The sequence below is a fragment of the Bacillus sp. FJAT-42376 genome, assembly GCF_003816055.1.
GTDB lineage: Bacteria > Bacillota > Bacilli > Bacillales > Bacillaceae > Metabacillus_B.
Genome location: NZ_CP033906.1, coordinates 2,128,953 through 2,153,586, shown reverse-complemented (window position 1 = coordinate 2,153,586; position 24,634 = coordinate 2,128,953). Strand labels below are relative to the sequence as shown.

The 24,634-nt window shown below is 44.4% G+C and carries 26 protein-coding genes; 10 read left to right on the top strand and 16 right to left on the bottom strand.

Annotation, left to right across the window (positions count from 1 at the left end):
- The first annotated feature begins 182 nt into the window (after positions 1-182).
- Positions 183-1,406: a hypothetical protein gene (locus tag CEF21_RS10805; RefSeq protein ID WP_123916224.1), complete on the top strand. Its 1,224-nt coding sequence runs from the start codon at positions 183-185 to the stop codon at positions 1,404-1,406.
- A 64-nt stretch (positions 1,407-1,470) separates the two neighbouring features.
- On the opposite strand, the gene CEF21_RS10800 is transcribed toward CEF21_RS10805, so the two are convergent.
- From CEF21_RS10800 to typA, 4 genes are all read right to left on the bottom strand, one after another.
- On the bottom strand, positions 1,471-2,652 hold the full coding sequence (locus CEF21_RS10800; protein WP_123913491.1) for an IS256 family transposase: 1,182 nt from the start codon (positions 2,650-2,652) through the stop codon (positions 1,471-1,473).
- A gap of 301 nt (positions 2,653-2,953) precedes the next feature.
- The gene (locus tag CEF21_RS10795; RefSeq protein WP_123916222.1) at positions 2,954-3,238 is read right to left on the bottom strand and encodes a hypothetical protein; all 285 of its coding nucleotides are present in this window, start codon (positions 3,236-3,238) and stop codon (positions 2,954-2,956) included.
- Complete coding sequence (locus CEF21_RS10790) at positions 3,235-3,495, bottom strand: YlaH-like family protein (protein WP_481747672.1); 261 nt, start codon at positions 3,493-3,495, stop codon at positions 3,235-3,237. The genes CEF21_RS10795 and CEF21_RS10790 overlap by 4 nt, the downstream gene beginning before the upstream one ends.
- A gap of 141 nt (positions 3,496-3,636) precedes the next feature.
- Positions 3,637-5,478: a translational GTPase TypA gene (typA, locus tag CEF21_RS10785; protein WP_123916218.1), complete on the bottom strand. Its 1,842-nt coding sequence runs from the start codon at positions 5,476-5,478 to the stop codon at positions 3,637-3,639.
- Between the two features lie 120 nt (positions 5,479-5,598).
- On the opposite strand from typA, the gene CEF21_RS10780 reads away from it, so the two are divergent.
- A complete protein-coding gene (locus CEF21_RS10780) occupies positions 5,599-5,784 on the top strand; it encodes a YlaF family protein (protein WP_123916216.1) in 186 nt (61 codons plus the stop codon).
- A gap of 37 nt (positions 5,785-5,821) precedes the next feature.
- On the opposite strand, the gene CEF21_RS10775 is transcribed toward CEF21_RS10780, so the two are convergent.
- From CEF21_RS10775 to CEF21_RS10765, 3 genes are all read right to left on the bottom strand, one after another.
- Positions 5,822-6,274 carry a GNAT family N-acetyltransferase gene (locus CEF21_RS10775; protein ID WP_123916214.1) on the bottom strand — a complete coding sequence of 151 codons (453 nt, stop codon included), beginning with the start codon at positions 6,272-6,274 and terminating at the stop codon, positions 5,822-5,824.
- 2 nt (positions 6,275-6,276) lie between these two features.
- The gene (locus CEF21_RS10770; RefSeq protein ID WP_123916212.1) at positions 6,277-7,071 is read right to left on the bottom strand and encodes an inositol monophosphatase family protein; all 795 of its coding nucleotides are present in this window, start codon (positions 7,069-7,071) and stop codon (positions 6,277-6,279) included.
- Between the two features lie 194 nt (positions 7,072-7,265).
- Positions 7,266-7,454 (bottom strand): hypothetical protein, encoded by a 189-nt coding sequence (locus CEF21_RS10765; RefSeq protein WP_123916210.1) that lies wholly within the window; start codon positions 7,452-7,454, stop codon positions 7,266-7,268.
- A 246-nt stretch (positions 7,455-7,700) separates the two neighbouring features.
- On the opposite strand from CEF21_RS10765, the gene CEF21_RS10760 reads away from it, so the two are divergent.
- Positions 7,701-8,333: a YktB family protein gene (locus CEF21_RS10760; protein ID WP_123916208.1), complete on the top strand. Its 633-nt coding sequence runs from the start codon at positions 7,701-7,703 to the stop codon at positions 8,331-8,333.
- A 35-nt stretch (positions 8,334-8,368) separates the two neighbouring features.
- Here the strand turns inward: CEF21_RS10760 and CEF21_RS10755 are convergent, their stop codons facing one another.
- Together CEF21_RS10755 and CEF21_RS10750 are read right to left on the bottom strand one after the other, a co-directional pair.
- The gene (locus CEF21_RS10755; protein WP_123916206.1) at positions 8,369-8,641 is read right to left on the bottom strand and encodes a UPF0223 family protein; all 273 of its coding nucleotides are present in this window, start codon (positions 8,639-8,641) and stop codon (positions 8,369-8,371) included.
- 18 nt (positions 8,642-8,659) lie between these two features.
- Complete coding sequence (locus tag CEF21_RS10750; RefSeq protein WP_123916204.1) at positions 8,660-9,622, bottom strand: NAD(P)H-dependent flavin oxidoreductase; 963 nt, start codon at positions 9,620-9,622, stop codon at positions 8,660-8,662.
- A gap of 151 nt (positions 9,623-9,773) precedes the next feature.
- On the opposite strand from CEF21_RS10750, the gene CEF21_RS10745 reads away from it, so the two are divergent.
- Positions 9,774-11,249: an aminotransferase class I/II-fold pyridoxal phosphate-dependent enzyme gene (locus tag CEF21_RS10745; protein ID WP_123916202.1), complete on the top strand. Its 1,476-nt coding sequence runs from the start codon at positions 9,774-9,776 to the stop codon at positions 11,247-11,249.
- A 70-nt stretch (positions 11,250-11,319) separates the two neighbouring features.
- Here the strand turns inward: CEF21_RS10745 and CEF21_RS10740 are convergent, their stop codons facing one another.
- A complete protein-coding gene (locus CEF21_RS10740; RefSeq protein WP_123916200.1) occupies positions 11,320-11,442 on the bottom strand; it encodes a GapA-binding peptide SR1P in 123 nt (40 codons plus the stop codon).
- Between the two features lie 238 nt (positions 11,443-11,680).
- Here CEF21_RS10740 and CEF21_RS10735 point away from each other — a divergent pair, with 238 nt between their 5' ends.
- The 3 genes from CEF21_RS10735 (at position 11,681) to CEF21_RS10725 (ending at position 14,702) form a co-directional block, all read left to right on the top strand.
- Complete coding sequence (locus CEF21_RS10735; RefSeq protein ID WP_123916198.1) at positions 11,681-12,049, top strand: DUF1885 family protein; 369 nt, start codon at positions 11,681-11,683, stop codon at positions 12,047-12,049.
- A 267-nt stretch (positions 12,050-12,316) separates the two neighbouring features.
- On the top strand, positions 12,317-13,873 hold the full coding sequence (locus CEF21_RS10730; RefSeq protein WP_123916196.1) for a glycine betaine uptake BCCT transporter: 1,557 nt from the start codon (positions 12,317-12,319) through the stop codon (positions 13,871-13,873).
- Between the two features lie 430 nt (positions 13,874-14,303).
- A complete protein-coding gene (locus CEF21_RS10725) occupies positions 14,304-14,702 on the top strand; it encodes a hypothetical protein (RefSeq protein ID WP_123916194.1) in 399 nt (132 codons plus the stop codon).
- A gap of 29 nt (positions 14,703-14,731) precedes the next feature.
- Here CEF21_RS10725 and lpdA read toward each other — a convergent pair whose 3' ends face one another.
- From lpdA to CEF21_RS10700, 5 genes are all read right to left on the bottom strand, one after another.
- The gene (gene lpdA, locus CEF21_RS10720; RefSeq protein ID WP_123916192.1) at positions 14,732-16,144 is read right to left on the bottom strand and encodes a dihydrolipoyl dehydrogenase; all 1,413 of its coding nucleotides are present in this window, start codon (positions 16,142-16,144) and stop codon (positions 14,732-14,734) included.
- 3 nt (positions 16,145-16,147) lie between these two features.
- On the bottom strand, positions 16,148-17,503 hold the full coding sequence (locus tag CEF21_RS10715; protein WP_123916190.1) for a dihydrolipoamide acetyltransferase family protein: 1,356 nt from the start codon (positions 17,501-17,503) through the stop codon (positions 16,148-16,150).
- 94 nt (positions 17,504-17,597) lie between these two features.
- The gene (locus CEF21_RS10710) at positions 17,598-18,575 is read right to left on the bottom strand and encodes an alpha-ketoacid dehydrogenase subunit beta (protein WP_123916188.1); all 978 of its coding nucleotides are present in this window, start codon (positions 18,573-18,575) and stop codon (positions 17,598-17,600) included.
- A 3-nt stretch (positions 18,576-18,578) separates the two neighbouring features.
- Positions 18,579-19,694, bottom strand: coding sequence for a pyruvate dehydrogenase (acetyl-transferring) E1 component subunit alpha (gene pdhA / locus CEF21_RS10705; RefSeq protein ID WP_123916186.1), 1,116 nt, complete (start codon positions 19,692-19,694; stop codon positions 18,579-18,581).
- A gap of 456 nt (positions 19,695-20,150) precedes the next feature.
- Positions 20,151-20,816: a YkyA family protein gene (locus CEF21_RS10700; protein WP_241156660.1), complete on the bottom strand. Its 666-nt coding sequence runs from the start codon at positions 20,814-20,816 to the stop codon at positions 20,151-20,153.
- A gap of 246 nt (positions 20,817-21,062) precedes the next feature.
- Between CEF21_RS10700 and CEF21_RS10695 the strand changes: the two genes are divergently transcribed.
- Both CEF21_RS10695 and def read left to right on the top strand, forming a co-directional pair.
- Positions 21,063-21,203 carry a YjcZ family sporulation protein gene (locus CEF21_RS10695; protein ID WP_123916184.1) on the top strand — a complete coding sequence of 47 codons (141 nt, stop codon included), beginning with the start codon at positions 21,063-21,065 and terminating at the stop codon, positions 21,201-21,203.
- A gap of 1,424 nt (positions 21,204-22,627) precedes the next feature.
- Positions 22,628-23,179, top strand: coding sequence for a peptide deformylase (def, locus tag CEF21_RS10690; RefSeq protein ID WP_123916182.1), 552 nt, complete (start codon positions 22,628-22,630; stop codon positions 23,177-23,179).
- 49 nt (positions 23,180-23,228) lie between these two features.
- On the opposite strand, the gene CEF21_RS10685 is transcribed toward def, so the two are convergent.
- Positions 23,229-24,020, bottom strand: a complete 792-nt coding sequence (locus CEF21_RS10685) for a Cof-type HAD-IIB family hydrolase (RefSeq protein WP_123920157.1) — start codon at positions 24,018-24,020, stop codon at positions 23,229-23,231.
- A 402-nt stretch (positions 24,021-24,422) separates the two neighbouring features.
- On the opposite strand from CEF21_RS10685, the gene CEF21_RS10680 reads away from it, so the two are divergent.
- Complete coding sequence (locus tag CEF21_RS10680; protein WP_123916180.1) at positions 24,423-24,632, top strand: DNA-dependent RNA polymerase subunit epsilon; 210 nt, start codon at positions 24,423-24,425, stop codon at positions 24,630-24,632.
- Positions 24,633-24,634 lie beyond the last annotated feature (2 nt).

The following is a 24,634-nucleotide window of genomic DNA, read 5'->3' as shown; positions in this document are numbered from 1 at the left end:
AAATATGAAGTTTTCTAAAATTTTTTTATTTGGGCTGTCCGCTTTTTACTTAAACACTCGTCTTTTCCAAGGTTGAAAACTAGCAGCCCCCTGAATCTATCTCTCTTTTGCTATGCTGCTCTTTAGTTGGATTAAGCTCTTTGCCTTCCCTTCGCTAACAAATGGACGTTAGCCTAAGCAATTTGTCCGTTCTCTTTTTTTCCGTCCTCCGTCCATATTTAGCCGATCCTATCTTTCTGGCCATTCCACTAATTTTTTTAGCCGGTCACAGCATTAATTTGTCCGTTCTCCCCTTTTATTCGGCCGTCCTTCTCCCGTATTTAGACAGTCCTCTTTTTCTGGCCATTCGTCCAATCTATTTAGCCGGTCGACGCATTAATTTGGCCGTCCTCCGTCCGTATTTAGCCGATCTTCTATTTCTTGCCATTCATCCAATTTATTTAGCCAGTCGGTGCAGCAATTTGTCTGTCCTCCCCTTTTATTCGGCCGTCCTCCGTCCGTATTTAGCTGGTCCTCTCTTTCTGGCCATTCCACTAATTTTTTTAGCCGGTCACAGCATTAATTTGTCCGTTCTCCCCTTTTATTCGGCCGTCCTTCTCCCGTATTTAGCCAGTCCTCTTTTTCTGGCCATTCGTCCAATCTATTTAGCCGGTCGACGCATTAATTTGGCCGTCCTCCGTCCGTATTTAGCTGGTCCTCTTTTTCTGGCCATTCGTCCAATCTATTTAGCCGGTCGACGCATTAATTTGGCCGTTCTCCCCTTTTATTCGGCCATCCTCCGTCCGTATTTAGCCGATCTTCTATTTCTGGCCATTCATACAATTTATTTAGCCAGTCGGTGCAGCAATTTGTCCGTTCTCCCCTTTTATTCGGCCATCCTCCGTCCGTATTTAGCCGATCTTCTATTTCTGGCCATTCATACAATTTATTTAGCCAGTCGGTGCAGCAATTTGTCCGTCCTCTCCTATTATTTGGCCGTCCTCCGTCCGTATTTAGCCGATCTTCTATTTCTGGCCATTCATACAATTTATTTAGCCAGTCGGTGCAGCAATTTGTCCGTTCTCCCCTTTTATTTGGCCGTCCTCCGTCCGTATTTAAGCGTCCCTCTCTTTCTGGCCATTCCACAAATTTATTTAGCCAGTCAACGCATTAATTTGTCCGTTCTCCCCTTTTATTTCGCCGGCCCCCGCCCGGATTTAGCCAATCCTCTCTTTCTGGCCATTCATCCAATTTATTTAGCCGGTCGACGCATTAATTTGTCCGTTCTCCCCTTTTATTTCGCCGGCCCCCGCCCGGATTTAGCCAATCCTCTCTTTCTGGCCATTCATCCAATTTATTTAGCCGGTCGACGCATTAATTTGTCCGTTCTCCCCTTTTATTTCGGTCAAGTCCATTATCTTGTGTAAATATTCATACCATGTTTTCAACCTTATAAAATAGATAGGGCATTTTTTTATAGAGGAAGAGAACTTAGTTCTCTTTCACGTCGTACATGTACTTTCGATCTCCAGGGTCGAGGGATTTTTCATAGTCCATCAAGACAGCTCCGATCAGACGAAAAGCAGACTGGGTGTTGGGGAAGATTCGAATGACGCGCTCTCTTCTTCTGATTTCAGCATTCAGGCGTTCCAGGTTATTGGTGGTCCGCAGCTTTTTTTGGAAGCCCAGAGGTTCATTCATAAATTGGATGGCATCCTCAAAACCATCGTCCAACAGTGTCAGCACCGTTTCATATCCGCGCTCTCCATCATAGGTGTGCATAAACTCCTCTTTTAAAGCTCTTGCGTCTTCTGGTTTCGCGGCATCAAAAATACGGAGGAGGGCGTGTTTTAATTCTTCTGCCTGTTTCTTCGGCATGCGGTCAAACAGGTTCTTTTTAAAGTGAAACGTGCATCTCTGCCAGCTTGTTCCGACAAAGGATTCCTGAATGGCTGCCTTCAAGCCCTTATGGGCGTCCGAAATCATCAGTTTGGGAGACTGAAATCCCCTAGATTTAAGGTGGCTAAAGAATTGGGTCCAGCCTTCTTTGGATTCGGAATGATTGACAGCCAGCCCAATGACTTCCCGTTTAAGCTGAGAGTTGACCCCAACGGCCACATAAACTGCTTTTGAAACCACACGCTGATGTTCGCGGACCTTAATATACAAAGCATCCACAAACACATACTTGTAGTACATGACATTCAGAGGGCGGCTAGCCCACTCGTTCACAATGGGATCAAGTTTTTTGGTGATGGAGGAGACAAGGGACTTGGACACACTTTCCCCGCAAAGCTGTTCCATAATCTTCGTCACTTTGCGAGTTGAAACGCCGTTGACGACCATTTCCATCATAGACAGGACGAGGGCTTGGTCAGCCCGCTTATATTTCTCGAACACAGAGGTGGAAAACTCACCGTTTCGGGTACGGGGAACCTTCAGGTTAATCTTTCCGATAGAAACAAGAAAGTCTCGTTCATAATAGCCGTTCCGGTAGTCAGTCCTGCCACTCGTTCTTTCATAAGCATCCGCGTTCAGGTGCTCATCCCGTTCGCTTTCCATCACTTGATTCAGAATCAAAACAAGTGATGATTTCACGACAGCGTCCAGATTAGAATTCAAGAGGTGGTCTTTTAAGTCCTCCACATTTAGGGTAAGATTAATTTGGGTCATATTCATCCTCCATTACATTTTTTCTTGGTCGAAAACATTGTAACATGAGGGTGATATGACCCTTTTTCTATTTACACAATTATATGGACTCTATCTTTATTTCGCCGGCCCCCGCCCGGATTTAGCCAATCCTCTCTTTCTAGCCATTCGTCCAATTTATTTAACCGTTCGACACATTAATTTGTCCGTTCTCCCCTTTTTTTTGGCCGTCCTCCCGCTCTGCCGCTCATACTCTGCCCCTCACTTCCCCCTTCAAGCTTTATACAAAAAACCCCTTACTAACAAAGTAAGGGGTGCATGATTAGATATAATTCCGAAACCGGCCGGGCTCCTTGCGCATCTGATCTTTCATGACATCAATCAGTTCTTTAGGGAAGCGGGTTCGGTATTCTTCTCCATTCTGGACACATGAGATCCAGTACATGTCTTCGTCGGGATGGAAGGTGAGCTGCTCGACTCCATGATCCTCTCGAAGGAGTTTCTCGAACAATTCCGCTGTTTCAAAGGCTGATGGGTCGTCAGTCCGGTCGAGGGCGACTACTTTGATAGAGAGCCAGTTGTAGAGTGTATCCTGAAGGGATCTCATGTGGATTGCTCCATTTTCTTGTGGCGGTTGAGGCGGATTTTATAGATGATTAAAATCAGTGCTGCGATGACGAGTCCTTCTGCTATAGGCAGGAATGCAGCAAGGAATGTCAGGACGGCACATCCAAGAAATAGAAATGCGTAGATGACAGCGGCTTTAAGAGGCGGAAGCTTTTTGGCAAAGCCAAGCTTAAAGACGAGAATGGATAGCAGCAGGATGACCGTAAACATAGCCTGGCCGCCTGAAATTGGATCCATGGTTGTATAAATCAGTTTGGCTACAGGCCACATTCTGTCATAGACTTCTGCATCTGTCATAGGAAAACCCCCTTACATTAAAAAAAATTGGTTTCTTTCAGAGTAGCAAAGAAACCAATTTCGGACAAGCATTTATTCGGTTTACAGACCAGCGAGTTTCTTTTTCTTCGCTACTCTTTCCCGTTCGTTTTTCTCAAGAATTTTCTTTCTCAAACGAATGGATTCAGGTGTTACTTCGCAGTACTCGTCATCGTTCAGGTACTCAAGAGATTCCTCAAGTGTCATGATGCGAGGTTTTTTCATCGTCGTTGTTTGATCTTTTGTTGCGGAACGGACGTTTGTTTGCTGCTTCATTTTGCAGATGTTTACGACTAGATCAGTGTCGCGGTTGTGTTCGCCGACAATCATTCCTTCGTAAACGTCTGTGCCTGGCTCAACAAAGATTACGCCGCGGTCTTCGATTCCCATGATTCCGTACCCAGATGATTTACCGTTTTCCATAGAGACGAGTACACCTTGACGGCGTCCTCCAACCTGGCCGGTAGCCATCGGCTGGTAACTGTCGAATGTATGGTTGATGATTCCATATCCGCGGGTAAGGGAAAGGAATTCTGTTGAATAGCCGATCAATCCTCGTGAAGGAACCATGAAGATCATTCTTACTTGGCCGTTTCCATTGTTGATCATGTCGAGCATCTCGCCTTTACGGGCACCGATGGATTCCATGACCGCACCTGTGTAGTCTTCAGGAACGTCGATTTGAACGCGTTCTACAGGCTCACAGCGGACGCCGTCGATTTCACGGACGATAACTTCAGGTTTTGACACTTGAAGCTCATAGTTTTCACGGCGCATGTTTTCAATCAGGATGGAAAGGTGAAGCTCTCCGCGTCCTGAAACGGTCCATGCATCCGGAGAATCTGTGTTTTCAACACGCAGACTCACATCCGTTTGAAGCTGCTGCATTAAACGCTCTTCAATTTTGCGGGATGTGACGAATTTGCCTTCGCGTCCTGCAAACGGGCTGTTGTTTACAAGGAACGTCATTTGAAGAGTTGGCTCATCAATGCGAAGAATTGGAAGGGCTTCCTGGTGCTCAATCGGACAAACCGTTTCCCCTACGTTGATGTCTTCCATACCGGATACAGCAACAAGGTCCCCGGCTTTTGCTTCTTGGATTTCCACACGTTTTAATCCCTGGAAACCAAAGATTTTCGTAACCCGGAAGTTTTTAGCTGTTCCGTCAAGCTTCATGAGGGAAACTTGCTGCCCTACTTGCATTGTACCTCTGAACACACGTCCAATTCCGATACGTCCTACATAGTCATTGTAGTCAAGAAGCGCTACTTGGAACTGCAGCGGATCTTCACTGTTATCAACAGGTGAAGGAATGGTTTCCATAATCGATTCAAAGATGCACTCCATGTTTTCTTCCTGCTCGGCAGGATCCGGATTCATACTGGCTGTTCCGTTTACCGCAGAAGCGAATACAACCGGGAATTCCAGCTGTTCTTCTGTTGCGTCAAGCTCGATGAAAAGATCGATAACCTCGTCGACAACTTCCTGCGGACGGGCTGAATCTTTATCGATTTTGTTAACAACAACGATAGGAGTCAGTTTCTGTTCAAGCGCTTTTTTCAGTACGAAGCGTGTTTGAGGCATGCAGCCTTCATAAGCATCGACAACAAGCAGAACGCCGTCAACCATTTTCATGATCCGCTCTACTTCACCGCCGAAATCAGCATGTCCTGGAGTATCCAAGATGTTGATCCGGGTGTCTTTATATTGAATGGCCGTGTTTTTAGCCAAGATCGTTATTCCGCGTTCACGTTCCAAATCATTGGAGTCCATGGCACGTTCAGCAACCTGCTCGTTTGCACGGAATGTTCCAGCTTGATGAAGCAGTTTGTCTACCAGCGTCGTTTTACCATGGTCAACGTGGGCAATAATCGCAATATTGCGAAGATCATTTCGAAGTTTCACAATTTCATCTCCTATAATTTCAAAATACCCTCGATATTATAACACACACTGCTGGTAAAAAAGAAAGTTTTTGAGTAAACTTAAGCTGAAATCTTTTTTATATGATAGGGGATGCAGGAAATGAAGCCGGGAAAATGGATATTTTTAGTGCTTGCAATACTGGCTGCGGTCATGATGATGATGATTGGTGTATCCGTAGGATTAAGAAGCGTACTTGGGATTCTCGCTTCCATTATCGGCTTATGTGCCGTAATGGGCTTCGGATTTGCTACGAAAAAGAGAATGCGTGAAAAAGGTCTGCTTTAAAATAAAAATGCCGCGGTCATTGGAGCCGCGGCGTTTTTTATATAGGCAGAATGAGAATGGTATAAGATTTCCCCATACTTTCTTCCATTTTAAATTGTTCAAAACCTGAAGCGCTCAGAAAGTGGATCCAGTCCAGCCTTCCAGCAGGAACGCCCGCAAAAAGAACCTTGTGATTTTTTTCCTTCATCTCATTTCGTATCAGCCCGATTACCTTTTTTCCGATTCCGGTCCTTCTTATGGACGGATTTACCAGAATGGTTCCGAGCCACGGCTTCTCATTCGATGGAGCCCAGTCTGCCGTATAGGTATAAGCCGCGGGTTTATCGCTTTGCTCCCAAACACGCCAATTCCCCTGGTACATTTCATACTTTTTCATATATTCTCTTAGACCTTCTGGATTTGTTTCTTCTTCCATCCAGGCCGGACTTTGTTTAACCCATTCAAACAGAAGAGAAAAATCGTTTTCTTTAAAATTTCTGCTTATCAGCATGCTCAGCCCTTTTTCAAGTAAGAATTCAGTACTTCTTCATGCAGTCCTTCTCTGGCCGCCAGAATGCTGTTCTGCTCGATCATGCTGATTGGCTCACCTTCGACTGTTGTAGCTTTGCCTCCTACTTCCTCGAGAAGAACGAGTCCCGCTGCAAAATCCCATGGTGCCAGTCTCATCGTAATATAGCAGTCCAGTCTTCCAGAGACAACGTAGGCAAATTCAAGGGCTGCCGATCCATAAGACCGAGTCCCTCGGGCGTTTCTGACTAACGGTGCAAGCACTGAAGGATCAATTCTCCGGTTCTCCGTTACCCATGTGGCATTCAGGCCGATAATCGCTTCTTTTACTTCCCTTTTTTCAAGCTTTGGAAGCGGTATTTCATCCATAAATGCCCCTTCCCCTTTAATAGCATGATAAAGCTCGTCATGAACCACATCGTAAATGAGACCGATCATGCCGATTCCATCTTCATAAATACCGATGCTAATGGCAAAATTGCGCTGCTGGTGAACAAAATTCATCGTGCCGTCAATTGGATCTATAATCCATATAACCCCTTGTGAATCTTCAATTTTATGTCCATAGCCCTCTTCTCCGAGTATTCGGTGATCAGGGTACGTTTGGTTAATTTTGCTGATGAAAAATTGCTCGGTTTCTTTATCCATATTCGTTACAAGATCATTCGGATTGGATTTCGTCTGTATAGAAAGAGAAGATTTAAATGACCGGCGGATTCGCTCTCCCGCTTCCTTTACCCAGGTTTTTGCTTTAAGGTCAATTTCTTTCCAATTTGTCATAGTTAGCCTCTTTTCTGATAAAACTTTGGATACGATTCATTTCAAATGCGCAAATGGTGGAAAGCCTGTCCATCTATGTATGCTTATTGTATTCAGGATACTGCAACAAAATCAGGAAAACAAGCGGGAAGGGAGGGCTGAGCCCGACACAGATAAAAACGAACCCACTTAAGGTTCGTTTAACATCCAAGAATCTATGCCTGTAGCTTAAGCCATTCTTTTCTGAGTTTTTCAAGTCTTTGTTTGATTTCGGATTTTTGATCTTCGTTGTTATCCTGCATCGCTTCAAACAGTGTGGCCAGTTCGTAATCCAATTCCAGCTGAATCACACTGATGCGATTTTTTATTTCTCTTGGCTGTGCGGCTTTAATGACCTGTTTCATCGAAAAACTCCCCTTTCATACTCATTTCCTGACTGTTTTATCCTGGGACCGATGAGATTTTGTATATCTTATGTTCATTTATAATGACAGGGAACACAGTGAAAAAAATTGTGTATCTACCTATATAATGGCTTATTACGAATACTTTACCACGTTGCAGTCACGTTGAAACGTGCAACTTTATTGGAGCGTGCATCCGGTTGTGCTACAATATTTTTACTTAGAATCAGGAGGGTTTAGACAGCGATGAAATTTACAGGATTTGATGCAGAAGACTTTGCAGTGTTTACAATAGATGGATTGAACGAGAGGATGGAAAAGCTGACCGGACAGGTCCGCCCTAAACTTGAAGCGCTGGGAGAGCATTATCGTTCCGTCCTTTCCGATTGGACAGGGGAAGAAATCTTCCCGCATGTGGCGAAGCATGCACGCCGTTCTGTCAATCCGCCGGATGATACTTGGGTGGCATTCGCTCCAAGCAAAAGAGGGTATAAAATGCTCCCTCACTTCCAGATCGGCCTATGGCATACTCATGTATTCATCTGGTTTGCCATGATTTATGAGGCTCCTCTGAAGCAAGCGTTCGGTAAAACGGTACAAAAAAATCTGGATCAAATCTTAACGGAGATTCCTGACGAGTTTGTCTGGTCTGCCGATCATACAAAACCAGGCGCTGTTTCTCAAAAAGAGTTGGGCAGAAAAGGGCTGGAAGAAATGGCGGAAAGGCTTCAAAAGGTAAAGAAAGCTGAAATGCTCTGCGGAGTTCATTTCACGCGCGAAGAAGCAGAAGCCATGAGCAGCGATGAATGGCATGAGAAAATTGAACACTCCCTAAAAACCCTGCTCCCTCTGTATGAATTAGCGAAAACATCTTCTTAATAGAAAAATCCCGGGAATGTCTCCCGGGATTTTTACTAATTCATTTTAATTTTTTCTCCATCTTCACTTTCTCTAGCCTTCTTTACAGCTCTGTAGGAGGAGTAGCCGCTGACTTCTTCAAATTCATCACATAAGTTTTTTTCATCAGCTTTACCCGGTACAATTTCCTTAAACCTTCTGTAGCTGCGCATGAATTCTTCCCGGCTGATTCCCTGCTCATACGCTTTTTCAACATTCTCAAAAAATTGGACAGCATCAATGATTTCTTCAGTTGACCAGTCAGCTGCCAGTGGATATTGATAATCCAATTTGTTCACCCCAATTCATCAATCATGACCCCATTGTCTCCGGATCTTTTCTCCCTCTCGTAATATTCTATCAAATAACTCCTGTACAGAGGGAATATCCTGAATTAGACCAGCGGACTGGCCTGCCCAGCCAAAACCTTCTGATCTTTTCCCTTCATATATGTATTTTTTATTTGCTCCTCCATCTATATACGTTCTTAGCCCCTCAAAGCCTGCGTTTTGTTCTTCCAGCTCCAAAATCCGTTTCGTCCATTCATTGGATATGGCTCTGGCAGGCGCCCCAAGGCTTTTTTTAATGAGCACGGTTTTGGTTTCATCCATCTCGACTAAATCGTTTTTATAGGCTTCATGGGCATGTACACATTCTTTGACTGCGATAAAGCGCGTGCCCATTTCAATTCCATCCGCACCAAGAGCAAGGGCGGCCATCAGCCCTTTTCCATCTGCCAGACCTCCGGATGCAATAACAGGAATGGATACAGCCTCTGCGATTTGAGGGATAAGGACTAGGGTGCCGGTATCATTTTTCCCCAGATGCCCCCCGCCTTCCTGACCGACTGCCATAATAGCATCCGCACCTAATTCTTCTGCTTTTACTGCTTGTCTAACAGCTGCGACCAGTACTAGTTTTTTCACAGGCACACCTTTTAACTGCTCAAAAAAAGGAGCGGGATTTCCTCCAGTCATTGAAATCACTTGTACGCCTTCCTCGACCGCAGCTTCCAGCATATGCGAAAACGGTCTTCCATGCTGTCCGATTGCAAAATTCACCCCGAATGGCCGGCTTGTTTTTTCTTTCGTCTTTCTGATTTCCCTTCTCAGATCATTGGGTGTTTCAAGAGACATGGCCGTGATTTGTCCCAGCCCTCCCGCATTTGAAACGGCAGAAGCCAGATCTGAGTAGGCTAAATAAGCAAGCCCTCCCTGAATGATGGGATAATCAATTCCAAGCATTTCTGTTACGTTCGTTTTCCAATTCATCTTCATCCCCCCTTCTAATGCATTCGATAACGAAGATTCGATCTCCTTTGACAAGTTCTCACATTATTTTCTTTATAAAACCCCCTGCAGATGATATAATTCATTTGTTTTAAATTAAGATGCAATTTGACAAAGAAGGTGGCATTATACATTGAACCAAAACCTAACACCGCTTTATACCGGATTGAAAAAACATATTGACCGGAACCCCATTCAATTTCATATACCAGGCCATAAAAAAGGCGCAGGGATTGACCCCGATTTTAGAGAGTTTATCGGTGAAAATGCGCTGAAAATGGATTTGATTAATATTGGACCTCTCGATGATCTCCACTCTCCAAAAGGCATCATCAAGGATGCGCAGGAACTCGCAGCGGAGGCATTTGGAGCAGATTATACGTTCTTTTCCGTTCAGGGTACAAGCGGGGCCATTATGACAATGGTGATGGCTGTCTGCAAGCCCGGTGATAAAATCATCGTACCGAGGAATGTTCATAAATCGGTTATGACAGCGATCGTTTTCTCAGGTGCAGTGCCTGTTTTTATCCATCCTGAGGTGGATAAAGAGCTGGGAATTTCCCACGGTATAACGACAGATTCCGTGCAAACCGCACTGGACCAGCATCCTGACGCAAAAGGAGTTCTCGTCATTAACCCCACATATTTTGGGATTTCTGCTGATCTGAAGAAAATCGTTGAAATAGCCCACTCTTACCATGTACCGGTTTTAGTTGATGAGGCGCATGGCGTTCACATTCATTTTCATGAAGACCTTCCGATGTCTGCCATGCAGGCGGGGGCCGATATGGCAGCAACGAGTGTCCATAAGCTTGGAGGGTCGATGACTCAAAGTTCCGTTTTGAATGTACGAGAGGGACTTGTTTCCGCTCAGCGTGTGCAATCGATTTTAAGTATGATGACTACAACATCAACTTCCTACCTTTTGCTCGCCTCACTTGATGTAGCGCGCAAACGCCTTGCTACAGAAGGGCGCGAATTGATTGACAAAACGATCCAGCTTGCTCAGACAACAAGACACAGACTGAATGAAATTGAAGATATCTATTGTGTAGGATCCGAAATACTTGGCACCAAATCAACGTACGATTATGACCCGACAAAGTTAATTATTTCTGTGAAGGATCTTGGTTTAACCGGCTATGATGTAGAAAAATGGCTTCGGGAAAAGTACCGGATCGAGGTTGAACTATCTGACTTGTACAACATCCTTTGCATCATAACTCCCGGTGATACGGCCGCAGAAACCGATTTGCTCATTGAAGCCCTTACCGAGCTTTCTAATCGCTTCAAGCACCGCGATCCCGGTCAAGTTGAAGAAACGGCCGTTCTTCTTCCGGATATTCCTGTATTGGCTCTAACCCCGAGAGATGCTTTCTATGCAGAGACAGAAATTGTTGATTTTAATGAGTCGGCGGGAAGAATTATTGCTGAATTCATCATGGTTTACCCTCCCGGAATACCGATTTTTATTCCCGGCGAAATCATTACAGAGGATAATCTTGCCTACATCCAAAAAAATATGGAGGTCGGGCTCCCTGTTCAAGGCCCCGAAGATCCCAATCTGAATTCGCTTCGTGTGATTAAAGAGCATAAAGCGATTCGCTAGTTCATAAATAAAAGCATGCGCGTTAAAACGCGCATGCTTTTTACCCTTTTTATATAAACCCCTGTCAAATTCACCGTTCGATTTCTGTTTTTTCACACTCACAATTTAAGCATCTTCCGTACAATGTAGATACTTTTTCATCTTCGAAGTGGCTGATCGTGCTGTTGCATTCCTGGCAAACGATTGTTCCCATCTTCTCATCCCCTTTTCATTTCATAAATTGTAAGCGGTTTTAATCATTTATTAACACTATATTATTATGTCACATTATATTCGTCAAGCACAAAAAGTATGTCACATATATTTAATTTTGAGTGCCCTTTTTCAAAAAACTTACCGGTCCTCACGGAAAGTTTCCTGAAGAACCTTGTCTTATCCAATCAAGAATCCTATATAATGGAAGGTATGAGGGCGAAATGGAGGGGACATGAATGGGAGAACATGCCAGTATTGTGTTAAATCCGCAAGAAAATGTATCCATTGAGGCTGTTTCCGAATTGATTGATTACTATAAAATCATTACAGGAAAAACGGGCGAGCAGCTTGGATGGCATTACAGGGAAACGGCCTTTCCATATGAAGTGGAAGTGAAAGAGAACCTTCTTTATTTAAAAAGCTCCCACCCAGGGTTTAATCAGATCATCATTGGAGTTGCCGATCGTTCGGTCATCCAAGTTTATCTGTCTGCGGCTTCTGTTCTAGGAGACAAAGCTAAGGCGAACGAACTATGCAAATTTCTAGCGAAAAAAATGAAAGCAGAGCTTCACTTATTTAACGGCAAGATTATGAGATTCAGCTGATTTTTAGCGGGTCGTTTAACAAAAGCCGTACTAAACAAACTCTGCAAGAAAATAAGCCGAAATAAAGAAGAAATAAACCCGGATAGCTTTTTCGGGTTTATTTTTGCGTAAAATAGGCTAAATAGCATAAGTGGATTTTTTTTGTCGTTTTCTGCATGAGGATTTCGTATAGAATAATCCATCATGCTTCAAACTAAAGCAAAGACATGTTACAATATGCCACGTTGTGTTTTTTTTCACAAACTACGAAAGAAGGAGCAGATGCGTATGAAACGTATAACACCTGTATTTACCGTTTCAGTAATCGTCTCCGCTCTGTTTATCTTATGGGGAGTTTTGCCAGCAAACGTCCTTGGCGGTTTTACTCTTTCTAAAGTTACAGCAGCGGTGCACGCTTTTATCATTGAAAAATTCGGGTGGTTTTACTTGCTTACCGCCTCATTCTTCCTGATCTTCGCGTTAGGACTCATTTTTACGAAGTATGGAAATATCAAACTGGGTAAAGATGACGATGAACCCGAATATTCGTACATATCCTGGTTTGCTATGCTATTCAGTGCCGGCATGGGGATTGGCCTGGTGTTTTGGGGAGCAGCCGAGCCGCTCAATCACTACATGACACCTCCTATGGGGGAAGGCGGTACAGATGAAGCAGCCAGAGGAGCACTTCGCTACTCATTCTTCCATTGGGGCTTGCACCCTTGGGGGATTTACTCTGTCATAGCATTGGCACTTGCCTATTTTACATTTAGAAAAGGACAAAATGGGGTAATAAGCAAAACCCTTGAACCTCTTATCGGGAAACGGTCTGAGGGCGGATGGGGCACTCTCATTAACTTCCTTGCCGTGTTTGCCACCATTTTTGGCGTAGCAACTTCTTTAGGCCTGGGTGCTACACAAATTTCAGGCGGGGTATCTCATGTATTCCCTGTTATTCAGAACAATCTGGCCACACAGCTGATTATTATTGCCATTGTGACCGTATTATTTACCTTATCAGCTCAATCAGGACTTGATAAAGGGATCAAAATACTCAGCAATTTAAATGTCGCATTAGCCATCCTGCTCATGTTGGCCCTTTTATTCATCGGACCAACTAACTTTATTATGGATTTCTTTGTGACTACGCTTGGCAGTTACATCCAGAACCTTCCATCCCAAAGCTTTAAAATGCTTCCATTCTCTGAAGGAAATACATGGATTCAGGACTGGACGCTCTTTTACTGGGCATGGTGGATTTCCTGGGCGCCTTTTGTAGGGACATTTATTGCACGGATTTCAAAAGGTAGAACGATTCGGGAATTTGTGATAGGGGTTTTAGCCGTTCCGACTGTATTCGGCGCATTATGGTTTTCCGTATTTGGAGGATCTGCCCTTTATCTTCAGCACATCAAGCATATTCCGCTTGTTGAGGCGATGACGAAAGGCGGTACAGAAATTGCATTGTTTGAAATGCTGAGCAATTTCCCGTTTGGAACCGTGCTTTCCCTGCTTGCCATTTTCCTGATTGCTACATTCTTTATCACATCAGCAGACTCAGCTACATTCGTTCTGGCCATGCAGACAACAGATGGCGATTTGAACCCTAAGAATTCGGTCAAATTAATATGGGGTCTCATTCAATCGGCGATCGCTGCGATTCTGCTGTTTACAGGCGGACTAGAGGCCTTGCAAACAGCCTCCATTATTGCTGCCCTGCCTTTTGCCATCATTATGATTCTTATGGTCTTCTCTTTAATGAAATCCTTAAGAAAAGAAAAAGTAATGATTTATAAGCCGGTAAGCAAAGAAAAATTAGAAGAATTGGAAAAAAATGAAACTTAACAAAAAACACTTCCGTCTAATAAACGGAAGTGTTTTTTTATTTGGTTCTGTTCGAATTTGAGGCAGGATTAATGAGCCCTCTCATGGTTTTTGACTTTCTGATTGTGCGGCAGGCTAAGACTTCGCTGAGCAAAACATAGTTAAATCACTTTAGCTCTGCTAAATTTGGCTGTTGATTTCCGCAGCTGCTACCTGGGCGGGCAGTGAGCTTCCTCACCGCTTTGTGCCTGCGGGACTCACCTTCTATGCAGAAGTCTCGCCCCAGCCGCTCCAGGTGTAAAAAAATCAACGTCAGGAGTTAACACAGCCTTTTCTTTAAGAATCAATTTTTCATTTGGATAACATTTTGATGACATTTACAGGATGTTTAAAGGATTATGATAAAATAAAAATAATTTGAGGCTCAGCTGGGTCTAAGGAGGGATAAGCCGTGTTACCGGAGAGAATTAGGCGGTTCGATCGAATGCTTTTAGCCGCCGTCATAGGTCCTGCTTTATTTCTATCTTCCTGCACGCCCCCGGGATTGATGTTCCAGTCTGCAGGCTCGGCCATTCACACGAAAGATAAAGTGATCCTCTTTTTTTCTGATCAAAAAAAAATGGAAGATGAAGAACAATATTATGATGCCCTTCTGGCTATAAAAGACCAATACCCTGAAGATTATGAAAAGATGAGAGTGTATCAGGATGATAAAAAAAACCCTTTCGGAATCAGCACTTATCCATCTCTGCTGGTCATAAATAATCAAAAAGTAGTGGTCCATATTGAAGGAAATGTCCAATCAAAGGAAGAAATATTAAAACCCCTGACAAAAGTGCTGCAAAATTAAAAACCTCCGCTTGCGCGGAGGTTTTTTGATTATTTAATGATGTGGATCGGGCTTCCAAGAGCTACTTCAGCCGCTTCCATCGTAATTTCTCCCAAAGTCGGGTGAGCGTGGATCGTCATAGCAATATCCTCGGCAGTCATACCTGATTCAATTGCAAGGCCAAGCTCAGAAATCATGTCAGAAGCATTTGCACCAGCAATCTGGGCTCCAATCACGATTCCGTCTTCTTTCGTTGTAATAAGCTTCATGAAGCCGTCTGTCTCGTTAAGAGAAAGAGCACGTCCATTTGCTGCAAACGGGAATTTAGCTGCTGTTACAGCAAGTCCTTCTTCTTTAGCCTGAGCTTCTGTATAACCAACAGTAGCCAGTTCAGGCTCAGAGAAGACAACGGCTGGAATTCCAAGATAGTCGATCTCAGAAGGTTCGCCGGCAATTGCTTCTGCAGCGATTTTACCTTCATAAGATGCTTTATGTGCAAGCGGCGGTCCTTCAACGATATCACCAATCGCGAAGATGTTGGAAACGCTAGTGCGGCATTGCTTATCAATTTTGATCACACCGCGGTCGCTCATTTCAACACCTACTTGCTCAAGACCAAGCTCATCTGTGTTTGGACGGCGTCCTACTGTTACCAGTACGTAATCCGCTTCAACCGTTTGTTCTTCGCCTTTTACTTCAAATGTTACTTTCACGCCATTTTCTGTTTCTTCAACAGATTTAGCCATTGCTTTTGTATGGATATCAACGTTTCCTTTTTTCTTCAGGTTACGTTTAACAAGTGAGCTCATTTGTTTCTCAAAGCCCATTAGAATATCATCCAAAGCTTCAATGATAGTTACTTCAGTACCGAAGTTAGCATAAGCAGTTCCAAGCTCTGTACCGATGTAGCCTCCGCCGATGACAACCAATTTCTTCGGAACATCTTTAAGTGCAAGAGCTCCTGTTGAGTGGATAACACGGTCAGAGTATTTGAAAGCTGGAAGTTCGATCGGACGGGATCCCGTCGCAATGATTGCATTTTTAAATTTATAAGTCTGGGAAGAATTTTCATCCATTACTTTAATGGACTCATTGTCTACGAAATAAGCTTCTCCGCGGACGATTTCTACTTTGTTTCCTTTAAGAAGGCCTTCAACACCGCTTGTAAGCTTGTTGACAACACTGCCCTTCCACTCCTGAACCTTTGTAAAGTCAACCTTTACATTCTCAGCTGTGATCCCCATATCTTCAGAATGCTTAGCATTCTCATAGCGGTGGCCAGCTGAAATTAATGCTTTGGATGGAATGCATCCAACGTTTAGGCAAACTCCGCCCAGCGTTCCTTTTTCAACGATTGTTACTTTTTGTCCTAACTGTGCAGCGCGGATGGCGGCTACATAGCCGCCAGGTCCCGCACCAATGACAAGAGTGTCAGTCTCAATAGGGAAATCTCCTACTACCATTGATTACGCCTCCATTAAAATAAGTTGTGGGTCGTTAAGCAAACGCTTGATGTGGTTCATCGCATTTTGTGCAGTAGCACCATCAATCATACGGTGGTCGAAGCTCAAGGATAGAGCAAGAACTGGAGCAACAACAATTTCTCCGTCGCGTACAACAGCTTTTTCAGCAATACGGCCAATTCCAAGGATCGCTACCTCAGGATGGTTGATTACTGGAGTAAACCATTGTCCGCCGGCAGAACCGATATTAGAGATTGTGCATGATGCACCTTTCATTTCGGCACCGGAAAGTTTACCATCGCGCGCTTTAACTGCAAGCTGATTGATCTCATCAGAGATTTCAAATACAGATTTGCGGTCAGCATTTTTCACAACCGGTACAAGAAGACCTTTTTCAGTGTCTGCAGCGATACCGATGTTGTAGTAGTGCTTTTGAACAATTTCGTCTGTGCTGTCATCAAGTGATGTATTAAGCACTGGGAACTTTTTCAGCGCAGAAGTAAGAGCTTTCACAACGTACGGTAAATATGTTAACTTAATACCCTGGTCTGCCGCAACACCTTTGAATTTTTTACGGTGTGCAACAAGCTCCGTTACATCAATTTCATCCATAAGTGTAACGTGAGGAGCCGTATGCTTGGAGTTCACCATAGCCTTGGCAATCGCTCTTCTCATGCCGGACATTTTTTCGCGTGTTTCAGGAAGATCGCCTTCAGGAATCGCTTGTGCTGCCGGTTTAGCTTCTTGCTTCGTTTCCTGTTTGCTTTCTTCTGCAGCAGGAGCATTAGCTGTCTGTGCAGCTCCTCCATTTTGATGGGCATCAATATCTTCTTTTGATACACGGCCGTTTTTGCCTGAACCGTTCACTTGGCGGATATCGATCCCCTGCTCGCGCGCATACTTGCGTACAGAAGGCATAGCCACGATGCGCTTATTCGGATCCACTTCAGCCTGCTCCTGGCTGCCTGCACCGGTTTCAGCAGCTGGTTCTTGTTTAGGAGCTTCTTCTTTTTGAACGTTCTGCCCTTGTTCTCCAGTTGATTGAACTTGAGCTTCTGTTTTTTCTTCTTTTTTCTCATCGCTTCCATGATCGTCGCCCTTAAATTTAAGGTCTTCGTATCCTGGTGCGTCAAAAGTGATCAACGTTTGTCCAACTGTTGCAACTGTTCCTTCTTCAACTTTCAGTTCAAGAACTTTTCCTTTTACAGGAGAAGGGATTTCAACGACAGCTTTATCATTTTGAACTTCAGCAAGTACGTCGTCCTCTTCAATTTCGTCACCTGGTTTAACAAACCATTTTACGATTTCGCCCTCATGGATTCCTTCACCGATATCCGGCATTTTAAATTCGAATGACACGGTTTTTCAACCTCCCAGTTTTATGTGATTTGCTATGAACGAAAAGAAACCAGTTCGACTGATTTCTTTTCGTATGCTGTTTCGTCCTGTTTGATTAAAATTCCAAAACTTTTTTGGCTGTTTCAATTACATCTTTATGGTTTGGCAGCCATACGCCTTCTGCTTGAGAGAATGGGAATACTGTATCAGCAGCTGCAACACGCAGAACAGGAGCTTCAAGGCTTAGGATTGCACGGTCATTGATCTCAGCAACAACAGTAGCACCTACACCCGCTTGTTTCTGTGCTTCCTGAACCACAATGGCACGGCCTGTTTTTTCAACAGAAGCAATGATTGTATCAATGTCCAATGGCTGAACAGTACGAAGATCGATAACTTCTGCAGAAACGCCTTCTTTTTCGAGTTCTTCTGCTGCTTTTAGGGATTCATGAACCATTGCACCGTAAGTAATGATGGAAAGATCAGATCCCTCACGCTTTACTTCAGCTTTGCCCAGTTCAATTGTGTACTCTTCTTCAGGAACTTCCTGACGGAAAGAGCGGTATAGCTTCATGTGCTCAAGGAAGATAACCGGATCGTTGTCGCGGATCGCAGAAATCAATAGACCTTTTGCATCATAAGGAGTGGATGGGATGACCACTTTAATACCAGGCTGCTGAGCCACAAGGCCTTCCAAGCTGTCAGCATGCATTTCCGGAGTATGTACTCCTCCTCCGAATGGAGAGCGGATTGTTACCGGAGATGTCCATCTGCCGCCTGAACGGTAGCGCATGCGTGCCATTTGACCGGAAATGGAATCCATTACTTCGTATACGAATCCAAAGAATTGGATTTCCGGAACTGGACGGTAGCCTTGCAGACCAAGTCCGATTGCTAAACCGCCGATTCCTGATTCTGCAAGCGGAGTATCGAATACACGGTCTTCGCCAAATTCCTTCTGCAATCCTTCAGTCGCGCGGAAAACCCCGCCGTTAACGCCAACGTCTTCACCAAATACTAGAACGTTTTCGTCATTTTTTAGTTCTGTGCGTAACGCATCAGTGATTGCCTGAATCATTGTCATTTGCGCCATGGCTTACTTCGACTCCTTCGCTTTATAAATTTCAAACTGCTCCTTGAGATTATTAGGCATTTCTTCGTACATAATGCCCATAAGGTCAGTTACTTTTTGTTTTGGATAATCGTCGGCTTTTTTGATTGCCTGCTTAATTTCTTCTTTAGCCTGTTCGATTACTTTGTTTTCTTCCTCTTCGCTCCAAAGGTTTTTGCCTTCAAGGAACTTGCGGAAACGAACTAGAGGATCTTTTTCTTCCCACTCGTTTTCGATATCTTTCGTACGGTAGCGAGTCGGGTCATCCCCAGCCATTGTATGAGGACCGTAACGGAACGTAAGAGTTTCGATCAATGTAGGGCCTTCTCCGTCAATTGCGCGTTTGCGTGCTTCAGCTGTAGCCGCATAAACCGCAAGAGGATCCATACCGTCTACTTGAATACCGACAATTCCTGCAGCCACTGCTTTTTGAGCAATCGTGCGTGCAGCAGATTGCTTCTCAACAGGAGTTGAAATAGCGTAACGGTTGTTTTGCACAACGAAGATAGCCGGTGCTTTAAATGCGCCTGCGAAGTTGATCCCTTCGTAGAAATCCCCTTGAGAAGCTCCGCCGTCACCTGTGTAAGTGATTGCTACTGCTTCTTTACCGCGTTTTTTCATTCCAAGCGCCACACCTGCAGTTTGAATGTATTGAGCTCCGATAATGATTTGAGGAGACAATGCATAAACATCTTCAGGCATTTGGTTACCGTGGAAATGTCCGCGTGAGAATAGGAATGCTTGGTATAAAGGAAGACCGTGCCAGATAATCTGAGGCACATCACGGTAACCCGGAAGAATAAAGTCGTCTTTTTCCAAAGCGAAATGAGAAGCAATTTGTGAAGCTTCCTGTCCCGCAGTCGGCGCATAGAAGCCTAGGCGTCCCTGACGGTTAAGGGAGATTGAGCGCTGGTCAAGAATACGCGTATACACCATGCGGCGCATAAGCTCTTTCAATTGATCATCGGAAAGATCCGGCATTGCCGCTTCATTTACGACTTCGCCCTTTTCATTTAAAATTTGTAACGTTTCGAACTGCTTGGCAATCGCATCAAATTGCTTTTTGCCGTCTACAAGTGCAGATTTAGTTTTAGCAGCCATCTAAGTCACCTCTTCCTTTCGTTTAGACAGATTTGATAGCAGAATGATTCCAGTCATATACAGATTTAGGATACCCTAAATTAACTTACAGACACATTTTTTTCTTACTCATCCCACTACCATTTACCACATTACAGCAACTTAAAACTTCCTTATATGTAAAGATTCAAGTTACGGAAACTGTATTAATTTTTTCTAGAGAAAAAATAATACAATACAATTATCACAAACCTAGTTTACACCTCATAAAAACTGAAGTCAATCTGTTTACATAAGGTTTATTGCAGTATTTTTTCAGAGTGGATTTTTTACTGAAAATGGAATAAAGAAAAACTGTATTAGTACAAATAGTTAAACTGTACTACAATAGTAGCGTTTTCATTTAAAATCATAAACCTTCAAAAAAAATACCGCGGCGGCTGGAATAGATCCTGCCGCCACGGCCCAAGTCTTCCATTATGATTGATCGACTTTTAGGTCTGCCGCTTTATAAAACGTCTTTTTTGCGTCGTTGTATTTTCCGGTATACTCATTAAAGGATTGATTTAATTTCATTACTTCCTTATAAGATGCATTGATTTTGGTGATCTGGGCCTCTAGCTCTTCCAGCTTCAGCTCTTTGTTTTGAAACATCTGATAAAGCTCTTCATCCAGGGCAATTGCTGATTTATAGGAAGATGCCAGATCGCTGTACACCTTATAGCGCTCATTCATCAGCTTTTTAAGTTCAGCGGCTTCTTTTTCCGCTTTATTGTCCTCTATTTTTGAAAGGGCATCCTCTGCTTCTTTAAATGCTCTTTCAGAATCCTCGATGCTTTTTTGCTCTTTTTCTATGCGTTCCTTCCGGTCTCCCACTAATTTTAGCGCGTCACTCGAAAGAGACTTAATTTTGTCAAAATCCTTCATTCCAAGAGCGATGATTTCATTATAAATCGCATTTTCCTTTTGCTCCAGCTCAAGGAGAGGTTTTTGCTCCTCTTTAAAAGGCCGTTCCTTCGATACTACATTTTCAAGTGCATCATAGGCCTGTTCTGACGGCGACGGTCCCATACATCCTGCCAGAATGGAACCAGATAGAGCCGCGCTTACGCCTAATAATAGCCACTTATTCTTTTTCCGCACACTAAATCCCCCTTACTCTTCAAATATTAACTATAAAATCTATGGGCCAGGAAAACAATACATCCGCATAAAGTTATTGGCGAAAGCCTCCAAAAATAGGTATTAAGACCGCCCATTTCCATCATCCATTGGGACTTTATCCAAAAGAAAAAGGAAATTGGGCGAATGACTATACACTTTCGCCCCTCCGGCATATGTTATATCAGACGCTCAAGCAAGAGCGCTATTTCAAAGGAGGTCACCACTATGTATTGTTATCCTGCTTATCCTGCATATGGCTGCGGAGGCTACGGCTACGGGTACGGCCGCACATTTGCACTAATCGTTGTATTGTTCATCCTTCTAATCATCGTAGGCGCAGCATACCTAGGAAACGGCTGCTGCTAATAAGAAAAGCGGAGGGCGCTTGCCCAGGCTTGAAAGCCGGTGGAGCTCCCGACCGAGAGGCGCACTTTGCCTCGACCGAGGGCGCGAAGCGGCCGAAAGCCTAGCGCCCGGAGCTAGACACCAAAACCAGGTGTTTAGCCTACATATAACAAAACCAAGGCGCTTGCCCAGGCTTGAAAGCCGGTGGAGCTCCCGACCGAGAGGCGTTTAAGGAAGTTCTGCTAAAGGCGCGGCGTCCTGCCGCAACGCAGAACTGACCCGCCTCCTGCGGGCCCGAGGGAGCGAAGCGGCCGAAAGCCTAGCGCCCGGAGCTAGACACCAAAACCCGGTGTTTAGCCTACATATTATTATGTCTTTTTTTCAAACGAGCTCGCCCAGCCCTGAGAGCAGCTGGAGCGCTCGACCGAGGGGCGTTTAAGGAAGTTCTGCTAAAAGCGCGGCGTCCTGCCGCAACGCAGAACTGACCCGCCTCCTGCGGGCCCGAGAGAGCGAAGCAGCCGAAGGGCTAGACGCCGGAGCTAGACACCAAAACCCGGTGTTTAGCCTACATATAACAAAACCAGGGCGCTTGCCCAGGCTTGAAAGCCGGTGGAGCTCCCGACCGAGAGGCGCTTAAGGAAGTTCTGCTAAGAGCGCGGCGTCCTGCCGCAACGCAGAACTGACCCGCCTCCTGCGGGCCCGAGAGAGCGAAGCAGCCGAAGGGCTAGACGCCGCAGCTAGACACCAAAACCCGGTGTTTAGCCTACATATGATAAAACCAGGGCGCTTGCCCATGCTTGAAAGCCGGTGGAGCTCCCGACCGAGAGGCGTTTAAGGAAGTTCTGCTAAAGGCGCGGCGTCCTGCCGCAACGCAGAACTGACCCGCCTCCTGCGGGCCCGAGGGAGCGAAGCGGCCGAAGGGTTAGACGCCGGAGCCAGACACCAAAACCAGGTGTTTAGCCTACATATTATTTTGTCTTTTTTTCATACGAGCTCGCCCAGCCCTGAGAGCAGCTGGAGCTCCCGACCGAGAGGCGTTTAAGGAAGTTCTGCTAAGAGCGCGGGCCGGAGCCAGACACCAAAACCAGGTGTTTAGCCTACATATTATTTTGTCTTTTTTTCATACGAGTCGCCCATCCATGAGAGCAGCCGGAGTTCCCCACCGAGGGATGCTTCAAGGATGTTCTGCCAAGAGCGCGTTATCCTTCCAGCAGCGCTGGATACCGGACCCATGTACAAACTCATCCCCGCCTATTGAGGGTTATATACTGGACAAATACCCTGAAGCGCATTAAAAATGAAAGAAACACTTATGTGCATCTTATGCCGGAAGGGCTTTTCTGTTTAGCGCAGGCATAAAATACAAGGAATCATCTTTCTTTCAAAAAGGGGTTTCTATATAATAAGAAAGATACGTGTTGAAACGATGAGAGGAAGTGCTTACTATGCTTACAAGTAAAGACATCATAAGAGAAGGTCATCCAACCCTTCGGAAAACAGCGCAGGAAGTACAGCTCCCGCCTTCCCAGGAAGACCAAAAGACTCTTGAAGATATGCTCGATTACCTAAAAAACAGTCAAAACCCGCAGATTGCTGAAGAGAACGATCTCCGTCCGGGAGTCGGTCTGGCTGCTCCCCAAATCAATGTGAGCAAGCGTATGATTGCTGTCCATTTTGAAGATGAAGGCGTTAGCTACAGCTACGGCTTGTTCAATCCCAAAATTGTCAGCCATTCTGTTCAGCAAAGCTTTTTAACAGCCGGTGAAGGATGTTTATCCGTCGACAGACCGGTTCCGGGCTATGTTCCGCGTTATGCTAAAATCAGAGTAAAAGCTACTGCATTGGATGGGACAGAATTGGACCTTCGTTTAAAAGGCATGGCAGCCATTGTGTTCCAGCATGAGATTGACCATTTAAACGGTGTCATGTTTTATGACCGGATGAGTGAGAGCGAGCCTTTCAGTATTCCTGAAGGGGCAGTGGCTGTCGAAAGGTAATAAATATAGAAAAAGGGAGCCTTCAATGGCTCCCTTTTTTATCCCGGCTTTATATTTTTTCTGCTTTTCCTGTCAGAAGGCCCAGCTCATGGACCGCATACTGAATACCGTCTTCATCAACAGGCTTTGTAATATAATCCGCGATTTCCTTCAATTTTGGATTGGCGTTGCCCATGGCGACCCCTGTTCCTGCGTACTTTATCATTTCAAGATCATTTAATTCGTCTCCGAAGGCATAAATATCTTCCCGTTCAAATTTCAGACGCTCTACAAGTTTTTTAATGCCTTCCGCCTTTGAACCGCCCATCGGCAAAATGTCTGTTGCCAGCTCATGCCAGCGGATGAAATTTAAATCGCTGTATTTCTTATAGGACTCCTCTTCCCCATCTCTGCAAAATAACAGGGTTTGATAAATCTCGGATTGATTAAAAAATTCAGGATTTACATCCGGATGATTAAACTTAAGCGAACCCATGCTTTCTTTTATATAGGGATGATCGGCTTCCGTTGCCATCATGGTTTCATGATTCATAAATACAAGGGGGTGTTTCGTTTCAGCGGAATAAGTTAATACCTTTTCCAGCGTTTCTGTCTTGATTGGATTTTTATAAATCACTTCGCCTTCAAAAACGACGTATTGGCCATTAAATGATACGAAGGAATCGATTCCAAGATCCTCCCGCAAATCTTTAAACATAAATGGCGCCCGCCCGGTGGCGATTGCCACATGGTGACCGGCACGGCGAAGGTCATCAATCGTCTGTCTTGTAGAAGCCGGCACTTTCTTATCGTGGTCAAGCAGTGTCCCGTCAATATCAAAAAAAATCACTTTTTCTCTCATCATTAGACTCTCCTTTTCCCGATGCAATAACGAATCAAGTCAAATATACTATATCAAAGTTTTTTTCGTGCTCAAAATAAAATTAACAGAAAGGCAATAATCCAGGACGATTTCCACAAATACCCACGAAAAAATGAGCTGAGATCTCATATACTATAAGTAATAGAGAAAAATTGCAGCGGAATAGCCGATGCGGGACAAGTTCCCCCTGAAGGAGGAAGTAAAAATGCTGAGAAGACTGAGGAATAAACTCAAAGGCCAGTGGAAACATTTGTTAAGAAAAAAGTCAATTGCTTAGGGGTCAGGCTCATAATGGGGCCGGCCCCCTTTTCTTACGGGCGCGTTTCGAATATAATGTTAGAAGGCAATCTAACAAACGGTATCTAAGGAGAGATTTGGCAAATGATTTACAAAGTATATTTTCAAGCGTCTGCACTAGAGGTGCCTGTTCGGGAAAAAACACAAACCCTCTATGTACAAGCAGACTCTGAGCGCGATGTCCGATTAAAGCTTAAAGATCGGAATTATAATATTGAATTTGTACAGGCAGTTAAAAATTCTTATCTTCAATATGAAGAGCAGAGTGAAAATTATAAAGTATTGGAGCTATGATC

Coding starts and splice junctions, on each gene's coding strand:
- CEF21_RS10800 (WP_123913491.1), bottom strand. CDS start 2,652: ATGACCCAAATTAATCTTACCCTAAATGTGGAGGACTTAAAAGACCAC.
- CEF21_RS10795 (WP_123916222.1), bottom strand. CDS start 3,238: ATGAGATCCCTTCAGGATACACTCTACAACTGGCTCTCTATCAAAGTA.
- CEF21_RS10790 (WP_481747672.1), bottom strand. CDS start 3,495: ATGGATCCAATTTCAGGCGGCCAGGCTATGTTTACGGTCATCCTGCTG.
- CEF21_RS10780 (WP_123916216.1), top strand. CDS start 5,599: ATGAAGCCGGGAAAATGGATATTTTTAGTGCTTGCAATACTGGCTGCG.
- CEF21_RS10775 (WP_123916214.1), bottom strand. CDS start 6,274: ATGCTGATAAGCAGAAATTTTAAAGAAAACGATTTTTCTCTTCTGTTT.
- CEF21_RS10770 (WP_123916212.1), bottom strand. CDS start 7,071: ATGACAAATTGGAAAGAAATTGACCTTAAAGCAAAAACCTGGGTAAAG.
- CEF21_RS10765 (WP_123916210.1), bottom strand. CDS start 7,454: ATGAAACAGGTCATTAAAGCCGCACAGCCAAGAGAAATAAAAAATCGC.
- CEF21_RS10760 (WP_123916208.1), top strand. CDS start 7,701: ATGAAATTTACAGGATTTGATGCAGAAGACTTTGCAGTGTTTACAATA.
- CEF21_RS10750 (WP_123916204.1), bottom strand. CDS start 9,622: ATGAATTGGAAAACGAACGTAACAGAAATGCTTGGAATTGATTATCCC.
- CEF21_RS10740 (WP_123916200.1), bottom strand. CDS start 11,442: ATGGGAACAATCGTTTGCCAGGAATGCAACAGCACGATCAGCCACTTC.
- CEF21_RS10735 (WP_123916198.1), top strand. CDS start 11,681: ATGGGAGAACATGCCAGTATTGTGTTAAATCCGCAAGAAAATGTATCC.
- CEF21_RS10730 (WP_123916196.1), top strand. CDS start 12,317: ATGAAACGTATAACACCTGTATTTACCGTTTCAGTAATCGTCTCCGCT.
- lpdA (WP_123916192.1), bottom strand. CDS start 16,144: ATGGTAGTAGGAGATTTCCCTATTGAGACTGACACTCTTGTCATTGGT.
- CEF21_RS10710 (WP_123916188.1), bottom strand. CDS start 18,575: ATGGCGCAAATGACAATGATTCAGGCAATCACTGATGCGTTACGCACA.
- pdhA (WP_123916186.1), bottom strand. CDS start 19,694: ATGGCTGCTAAAACTAAATCTGCACTTGTAGACGGCAAAAAGCAATTT.
- CEF21_RS10695 (WP_123916184.1), top strand. CDS start 21,063: ATGTATTGTTATCCTGCTTATCCTGCATATGGCTGCGGAGGCTACGGC.
- def (WP_123916182.1), top strand. CDS start 22,628: ATGCTTACAAGTAAAGACATCATAAGAGAAGGTCATCCAACCCTTCGG.
- CEF21_RS10685 (WP_123920157.1), bottom strand. CDS start 24,020: ATGAGAGAAAAAGTGATTTTTTTTGATATTGACGGGACACTGCTTGAC.
- CEF21_RS10680 (WP_123916180.1), top strand. CDS start 24,423: ATGATTTACAAAGTATATTTTCAAGCGTCTGCACTAGAGGTGCCTGTT.